Origin of the sequence: Sporosarcina sp. ACRSM (genome assembly GCF_022346545.1) — a bacterium.
Classification (GTDB): domain Bacteria; phylum Bacillota; class Bacilli; order Bacillales_A; family Planococcaceae; genus Sporosarcina.
On record NZ_JAKRNU010000004.1, the window covers coordinates 329,724 to 337,710 of the forward strand.

At 45.3% G+C, this 7,987-nt stretch carries 8 protein-coding genes; 7 read left to right on the forward strand and 1 reads right to left on the reverse strand.

The genetic code is table 11. From position 1 onward, the window contains the following. Window positions 1–34 precede the first annotated feature (34 nt). The 6 genes from MHZ95_RS08970 to MHZ95_RS08995 all read left to right on the forward strand — a co-directional run bounded on the left by MHZ95_RS08970 (window position 35) and on the right by MHZ95_RS08995 (window position 5,781). Window positions 35–451 (forward strand): MarR family winged helix-turn-helix transcriptional regulator, encoded by a 417-nt coding sequence (locus MHZ95_RS08970; RefSeq protein WP_239390269.1) that lies wholly within the window; start codon window positions 35–37, stop codon window positions 449–451. An 81-nt stretch (window positions 452–532) separates the two neighbouring features. After that, complete coding sequence (locus MHZ95_RS08975; RefSeq protein WP_239390270.1) at window positions 533–1,525, forward strand: LLM class flavin-dependent oxidoreductase; 993 nt, start codon at window positions 533–535, stop codon at window positions 1,523–1,525. A 327-nt stretch (window positions 1,526–1,852) separates the two neighbouring features. Further along, entirely contained in the window at window positions 1,853–3,307 is a 1,455-nt protein-coding gene (locus tag MHZ95_RS08980) for a DHA2 family efflux MFS transporter permease subunit (protein ID WP_239390271.1), read from the forward strand. Between the two features lie 305 nt (window positions 3,308–3,612). Continuing rightward, window positions 3,613–4,398: a molybdate ABC transporter substrate-binding protein gene (gene modA / locus MHZ95_RS08985; RefSeq protein ID WP_239390272.1), complete on the forward strand. Its 786-nt coding sequence runs from the start codon at window positions 3,613–3,615 to the stop codon at window positions 4,396–4,398. 15 nt (window positions 4,399–4,413) lie between these two features. Then, window positions 4,414–5,103, forward strand: a complete 690-nt coding sequence (modB, locus tag MHZ95_RS08990; RefSeq protein WP_239390273.1) for a molybdate ABC transporter permease subunit — start codon at window positions 4,414–4,416, stop codon at window positions 5,101–5,103. Window positions 5,104–5,115: 12 nt separating this feature from the next. Beyond that, window positions 5,116–5,781 carry an ATP-binding cassette domain-containing protein gene (locus MHZ95_RS08995; protein WP_239390274.1) on the forward strand — a complete coding sequence of 222 codons (666 nt, stop codon included), beginning with the start codon at window positions 5,116–5,118 and terminating at the stop codon, window positions 5,779–5,781. A gap of 151 nt (window positions 5,782–5,932) precedes the next feature. On the opposite strand, the gene MHZ95_RS09000 is transcribed toward MHZ95_RS08995, so the two are convergent. Continuing rightward, complete coding sequence (locus tag MHZ95_RS09000; RefSeq protein WP_239390275.1) at window positions 5,933–6,877, reverse strand: helix-turn-helix transcriptional regulator; 945 nt, start codon at window positions 6,875–6,877, stop codon at window positions 5,933–5,935. A 173-nt stretch (window positions 6,878–7,050) separates the two neighbouring features. Here MHZ95_RS09000 and MHZ95_RS09005 point away from each other — a divergent pair, with 173 nt between their 5' ends. Beyond that, on the forward strand, window positions 7,051–7,347 hold the full coding sequence (locus MHZ95_RS09005) for a rhodanese-like domain-containing protein (protein WP_239390276.1): 297 nt from the start codon (window positions 7,051–7,053) through the stop codon (window positions 7,345–7,347). Window positions 7,348–7,987 lie beyond the last annotated feature (640 nt).

Consider the following 7,987-nt stretch of genomic DNA (forward strand, 5'->3'; position numbering starts at 1 on the left):
TACTAACTAGTTATTGTGGAAAGAAGGTGAACGTTTGATCGAGGAAGAAATCCGGAGACTTCTTGATGAACTATCGACGAAACAGCGAAGAAGTTACTCGGATATGTTGCGCCAGTTAGATCTTCATATCGGCCAAGACCAGTTATTATGCCGGTTAGGAAAAGAGGACGGTATTACACAAAGTCAGTTAAGCGAACGATTGAATTGTGAACCGCCGACTGTGGCGAATATGGTGAAGACGTTGGAAAGCTATGGTCTGATCCACCGGAAGCGTGACGCGCTCGATGCGAGGAGCAATCGTGTGTATTTAACGCCGGAGGGACACGACATCATAGCGCCGATTGAAAAAGTGTGGAGGACGCAGCAAGATAAGTTATTGGATGGCATGTCATCCGAGGAGCTGCTTGTATTGAAGAAACTGTTAACGAAAATGGCTGAGAATCTATCGTAAGCTCGGCCTTTTTAAATAGAATGTTAGCATGCTAATCATTTTTTAAATAAAAAACTCAATTGGATGGGAAGGAAATCACATATGAGATTAAGTATTTTAGATCAAGCGCCGATTACAAAAGGGAATAAGGCGCCGGATGCTTTGAAAAAGGCGGCAGAGTTAGCGGTTTTAGGAGATGAATTAGGCTATCATCGCATGTGGATGGCAGAGCATCATGGCACAAACGACTTTGCCAGTTCGGCACCGGAAGTGGTGGCGGCGCATTTGGCAGTGAAAACGAAAAATATCCGGATCGGTACCGGTGGCGTGATGATGATGCATTATTCTCCATTGAAATTGGCTGAGGTATTCAAAACGTTGAGCGCCTTTTCGCCGGGGCGGATCGATTTTGGCGTGGGGCGCGCTCCAGGCGGGGATCAGCGTTCCATCTATGCGTTATCGGAGGGGCGTCAGCCGATGTTCAACAATATGTATGAGAAATTTGATATAGCCTTGCAGTACATCAATGATGAAGTGCCCGAAGATCGTCTATACAATCAAACGATTGCCACGCCATCCGAAGTCGTGTTGCCGGAAGCTTGGTTATTAGGTTCGACTGGAAATAGCGCTGTACAAGCCGGTATTCGAGGTGTCGGCTATTCGTTTGCGCAGTTTTTCAATGGTGAAATATCAAAGCAAATTTTAGACGCTTATAAAAATAACTTTCAACCTTCCGTCTTCATGGAGAAACCGGAAATCAATGTGTCCTATATGGTGACGGTGGCTGAAACGAAAGAAGAAGCGGAATTTGAAGCAAAGCCTCAAGATATTTGGCGTTTGTTGTTTATGAGGGGGCAGCTTACCTCGTTTTTGACGCCTGAGGAGGCGCGTGATTATCCGTTGACGGAAATGGATCGGATGATGATTGAAGAAAATCGTAAAATCCATCTGGTGGGAGATGCGAAAGAAATCGCAGCCGTTTTGCAACAAGAACAGGAGCAATATGGGTTCGATGAAGCGATGATTGTCAGTATCCCGCATTCGCAAGCGAAACGTTTGGATGTTTATCGACTATTGGCAAGAGAATTATTGTAACAGGATAAAGAATAGGACCCTCACATTTGTCGTTTGACGAAGTGGGGGTTTTGCTCGTAGCCGATTCATCCGCCAATATCTTTCGATTAACATTGTCAACTAAGTTTATAATATCTTAATAATAAGAAATTGTCAACTAAGTTGACAATAGGATTTTTATTTTGCTATATTGAAAAAAGACCGTTTGGGAAAGAGGAGGTGTGCCACGAATATCGATACAAAATCGCCATTGTGTTAGACCTATAAAACATGCGCGTTCTGTCATCAATTTTCGAGTGGTAAGTAGATTACCAAGGACTGGTCTAATTTAGTAAAAGGGAGATTGGAATGAGTACACAAATTCAAGTGAAAAATCCTAAGACAATGGCATTCATCCTTATGTTAGGAGCGTTTATTGGCTTATTTGGTGAAACCGCCTTAAATATGGCGTTAACAAATATAATGGATCAATATGCGATTAAAGCAGGAGTGGCGCAGTGGCTAACGACTGGGTATTTATTGGTATTGGCAATTTTAGTGCCCATTACAGCGCTGTTGATGAGATGGTATACAACAAGGCAATTAGTGATTGGTGGTTTGGTGATTTCGCTGGCGGGAGCAATTTTAGCGGCGTTGTCACCTTCCTTTGTTGTGTTGCTACTGGGCCGTTTAGTTCAAGCGGTCGGTACAGGTCTGATACTGCCTGTTATGACGACGGTGCTGTTAATTATTTTTCCGATTCATAGACGCGGTGCTGTAATGGGTCTTATGGGGCTCGTGATTACATTAGCACCGGCTTTAGGGCCGACGCTTTCCGGTGTTATTATTAGTACATTGAATTGGCCGTATATATTCTGGTTTAGCGCGATTTTCTACGTGCTTTTGACGATTTATGCGATGGCGAAAATTGAGAATGTCTCTGAAATCACAAAACCTAAAATCGATTTTCCATCGATTCTACTCTCAACGATCGGGTTTGGTGGATTGATTTTCGCCTTGAGTACGTTGGCTGAAAAAGCGATCTCGTCACCTATTGTCTGGGGACCTTTGCTTGCAGGCATTATCGCACTGCTTTTATTCGGCGTTCGTCAAGCGACGATGGAACAGCCGATGGTGAATTTACGTGTCTTTAAGTACCCGATGTTCACATTGGGCACGCTAATGATGTTTCTTGGCATTTTAGTGATTTTATCCACAGCGATTCTTTTGCCGCTGTATTTAAAGAGTGCATTGCTATTTACTGCTGTCATGGCTGGTTTAATATTACTGCCCGGCAATGCTGTTAACTTTGTCATGTCGCCGATTGTCGGTGCGTTATTTGATAAATGGGGACCGCGTGTGTTCATCATTACAGGATCTGTTATTGTTTTGATTGGAAATATCATGTTCCTCACCGTCATTTCGGCAACGTCGCCAACTTGGCAGATCATTGTAGCATTTATGATCCTATTCTTTGGCCTGACGATGGTCATGATGCCTTCCCAAACGAATGCGCTCAATCAATTGCCGCGAGAGTTGTATGCGGATGGCTCGGCTGCCATGAATACATTGAATCAAGTAGCCGGGGCGGCAGGTACTGCCATCGCGATCACTGTATTTACGGCTGGGCAAAAGGGATATGCAACGGCTTTCTCGGATGCTTCCGGACAAGATATTGTCGCGGCGGGAGTGGGTTATACATTCTACTTCATCACAGCGATTTCGGCGGTTGGATTCATCTGTTCACTTTTTGTGAAAAAATCAAATGCGGGCGAAGCAAAATCTGCTACGTCAGTAAAAACAAAAAAACCGGTACATGGCTGATCAGAATTCATTTGTAACTGAAACTCTTTCCTAAGCAATTGGGAAGGGGTTTTTTGGGTGGGGGGAGAATGGAGAGTAGGACGTTGCTTTGTTTATCTGAAGCGTTGTTAAGTATTGTGTGAGTGTTGAGAAGTTCCCTGATAACGTTGCGAGCTTTATGTAGAACGTTATAAAGTCGTGAACTCCTTGCAAGCAAGGGCTTTAGGAGTGGTCAGTCCTTCTCGTAATATATTGACCGCATTGTTATGGTTAATTATAATTGGTTATAAGTAATTATAACTAGTTATAAGTGGGAGGGGTTATAGGTGAAGAGGGGATGGTTGTATGTTGTCAGTTTGTGGGTTTTATTAATGGCGGCGGGGTGCTCGAATGGTGAACAGTCTACTTCGGGTACATCAGGGGAGCCGGTTGAGTTAATGGTATCGGCTGCAGCGAGTTTGACGGATGCTTTAGAGGAGATGAAGGCATCATTTGAAGATGAACATCCGGAAATTACGTTAACGTTTAACTTTGCAAGTTCGGGAAAATTGGTACAGCAGATTGAACAAGGTGCACCGTCGGATGTATTTTTGTCCGCAAGTCCGAAAGATATGGACAAGTTGCAAGAAGAAAAGCTGATCGATGAAGCGACGCGTGTCGATTTTACGGCGAATGAGTTAGTGCTCATTGCGGAGAAAGATTCATCTCTGATGGTGGATTTATTTGAGGATATCGATCCGGCAGCTATTGATCATTTTGCGATAGGAGAGCCGGAAAGTGTGCCGGTGGGCCGCTATACAAAAGAAGTATTAGAGCATCTGAACCTATGGGAGCCTTTGCAAAGTAAGATTGTGTTAGGGTCGGATGTTCGACAAGTGTTGACGCATGTTGAAATGGGTAATGCTGATTTGGGTGTTGTCTATTCGAGCGACGCAAAAATTTCGGATCAGGTGAAGGTGTTGGCGTCAGCGAATCCAGAATGGCATGGACCGATTGTTTATCCGGGGGCGGTTGTGGCGGATAGTAAGCATTCTGAAGAGGCAAAAGCATTTTTGACATTTTTAACGAGTGAAAAAGGAAAAGAGATTTTAAACCAATTTGGCTTTCAATAAGTAGGGGGGATACTCGTGCAAACAACTGATTATACGCCGTTAATCCTATCGTTGAAAGTAGCGGGTATCTCGACAGTTATCGTGTTCATTGCAGGTGCTTTTTTTGCACATTTATTTGCCCGGAAGCAGTTTTTCGGTAAAAGTATTCTGGAGTCTTTGTTTTTATTGCCACTTGTGCTACCCCCGACGGTTGTCGGTTTCGGTTTGCTTATACTCTTTGGTAAAAAGGGATGGATCGGCAGTTGGTTGTTGGAGTGGTTCGATGTTCAAGTCGTGTTTACTTGGATCGGGGCGGTCATTGCGTCCATCGTCGTTTCTTTCCCTTTGATGTACCAAAGTGCGAGTGCGGCGTTTCAGAATTTGGATGCGCGGTTAGAAAATGCGGCCCGGACGATGGGGGCTTCAGAATGGAAAGTATTTCGGACGATCACGTTTCCTTTGGCATGGCCGGGCTTGCTTGCGGGATTGGTGCTTTCTTTTGCACGGGGACTTGGTGAGTTTGGTGCTACATTGATGCTGGCGGGCTATATTCCAGGGAAAACGGATACGATTCCGATGGCCATCTATTTTGCGGTGGAGTCAGGTAACATGGAAAAAGCGACGTTTTGGGTCGTGATGATTGTCGCACTCGGCTTTAGTACGATTCTGTGGCTTAATTGGTGGAGCAGGCGAAGCGTGCAGCGGTATAGAAACGAACAGTTATAAGAGGGTGATCGAATGCTGGAAGTTCACATTAAAAAAGAACTGGCGCATTTTGCAATGGACGTGCACTTACAAGCTACGGATGAAATTCTAGTACTTGTCGGACCTTCAGGATCAGGGAAAACGACGATTTTGAATGTCATTGCCGGTCTTGACAATCCGGATGAAGGCTCGGTTAGATTAAACGATCAGCACTACTTTCAAGGAAAAGGAAAATCCCTTCCACCTCAGAAAAGGGACGTCGGGTATCTGTTCCAAGACTATGCACTTTTTCCACATATGACGGTCCAGAAAAATATCTACTATGGCATCAAGGATAAAAAGGATAAGGCGGCGATTGTGCGAATTGAGCAACTGGTCGACGTGCTCGGTATCGGCCATTTAACAGCAAAGTATCCGCACCAAATTTCGGGTGGTGAAAAGCAAAGGGTCGCATTGGCACGTGCATTGGCGACGGAGCCTGCTGTGTTGTTGTTGGACGAGCCTTTGTCCGCATTGGATCGTGAAACGCGTCTGGAATGTCAGGATGAATTGTTACGAATCCACCAGATGTGGAAAATCCCCTTCATTATTGTAACGCATGATATGGATGAGGCGGAGAAACTCGGAGATACTTTGCTCTTTTTGAAAAAAGGGATCGTAGACAAAGTGATGCAAAACAAAGTACCGGTTCACTTGTAATTAGAAATCCCTGCATGGCATTTAGCTCATGCAGGGATTTTATCTTCATTCAGAAGATAAAGCCTCCGACGGATGTCACAGATTTTGAAAGAAGTGAATTGAGCTTTGCTCAATTCAAAATCTGGACGGAATTACACCAAGGCGTAATTGATTATGAAGTCTCGTCAATCACCTGTCCGATACGGGATAAATCATAGCCGCCAATGGCTTCCAGTTCATTGCGCAAGGCGTCCGATTGCAAAATAGTTTGTATCGTTGCGATGAGGGCGCTGTTTTCCGGAGTATTTCGGATGACTAAATCATAGCTCTCCTGAATGATGGGGATGAAATCCACTCCGACGAGGCGCGCGGTTTTTTCAATGCCGACGCCGACATCGGCTTGGCCGCTCAGTACTTTCGTTGCCACACCGATATGATTGGATTCTTCCATGTCATACCCTTTGATCGTGGAAGGTGTGATGCCTGTCAGCCGTAAGTTTTCGTCGATCAACACCCTTACGCCTGAGCCTTTTTCCCGATTTACCATTTGAATGTTAGGATGTGCCAAATCGGACCACCCTTGAATGCGTTTCGGGTTCCCTTTGGGGACATAGAACCCTTCCTGACGCGCCAGAAAGTGGAGGACGATGTAAGGATGGTTGACCAGAATTCTGCGGATATAGGGCAAATTATAGGTGGCTGTCTCTCCATCGAATAAATGGGTACTGACGACATCCGCGTCGCCTTGATACATGGAAATCAAACTATTAAGGCTGCCTGTATATGCGCGAAGCGGGCGATAGCCGGTTGCACTCTTTTCAATATAATTCGCCAGAATGTCCAAACTAATATCCTGCCCGCTAATGATGATTTGGCGCGTGGCTGTTGTAGGTTGTGGATGCTCGACGGTGATATGAGGCAGATCCCTTTTGTTCAGCGGATACCCGCTTTTGGCTTGTTCTTTATACGCCTCCAAGTCATGGGCATCTACACGGATTTGTCGGCCGACACGATAGGAAGGCAAGTCTCCTTTCTTGATGAGATCATAGACGGTCAACTTGGAGACTTTCAAAATATGGGCAATCTCTTCCGTTGTATAAGAAACGGTTTCTGTCATGTCCCAAACACCTCTTTTCCAATGCTCGATGGGATGGGTACCTCTTTTCCTTCAGTATAGCAAAGCTTCTAGGCATCACCTAATCAAAGTTGCGGGATGGATGACCGTCGTTGTCGTGATGGCCAGTACTTCTGTGGTAAAGTAGAAAAGAGTAAAGTTAAGGAGGGTTTTCGATGAAAGAAATTACAACGACTGAAGTACAAGAACGATTGGAAAAAGGCGAGACACTCCATCTTGTCGATGTGCGTGAAGCGGATGAAGTGGCGGAAGGCATTATTCCAGGTGCCATCCATATCCCATTAGGGGAAGTTCCAACACGAATGGAGGAGTTGGACAAATCGAAGCCTTATATCTTCATCTGTCGATCTGGCGGACGCAGTGGACGTGCAACGGATTTTCTGACGGAAGAAGGATACGATGTTACAAACATGGTCGGCGGCATGCTGGCTTGGGAAGGCGCAACGGAATAAATCAGTAGCGGAAAGGCCCTTTTTTTTAAGGGTCTTTTTTTGTTGTTAAAGTCGGTATTCTAGCGCTCAAAGATCGCGCTAAGTGATCAAAGTGAATCCTGAGCGCTCAAACCTCGCGCCAAGTGATCAAAGTGACTTCTGGGCGCTCAAACCCTGCGCCAAGCGATCAACACGACTTTCAAGTGCTCAAAGATTGCGCCAAGTGATCAAAGTGACTTCCGAGCGCTCAAACCTTGCGCCAAGCGATCAACACGACTTTCAAGTGCTCAAAGATTGCGCCAAGTGATCAAAGTGACTTCCGAGCGCTCAAAGATCGCATCAAGTGATCAAAGTGACTTCCAAGCGCTCAAAGATCGTCCCAAGTGATCAAAGTGACTTCCGAGCGCTCAAAGATCGCATCAAGTGATCAAAGTGACTTCCGAGCGCTCAAAGATCGCATCAAGTGATCAAAGTGACTTCTGAGCGCTCAAAGATCGTCCCAAGTGATCAAAGTGACTTCCGAGCGCTCAAAGATCGCATCAAGTGATCAAAGTGACTTCCGAGCGCTCAAAGATCGCATCAAGTGATCAAAGTGACTTCCGAGCGCTCAAAGATCGCATCAAGTGATCAAAGTGACTTCTGAGCGCTCAAAGATCGTCCC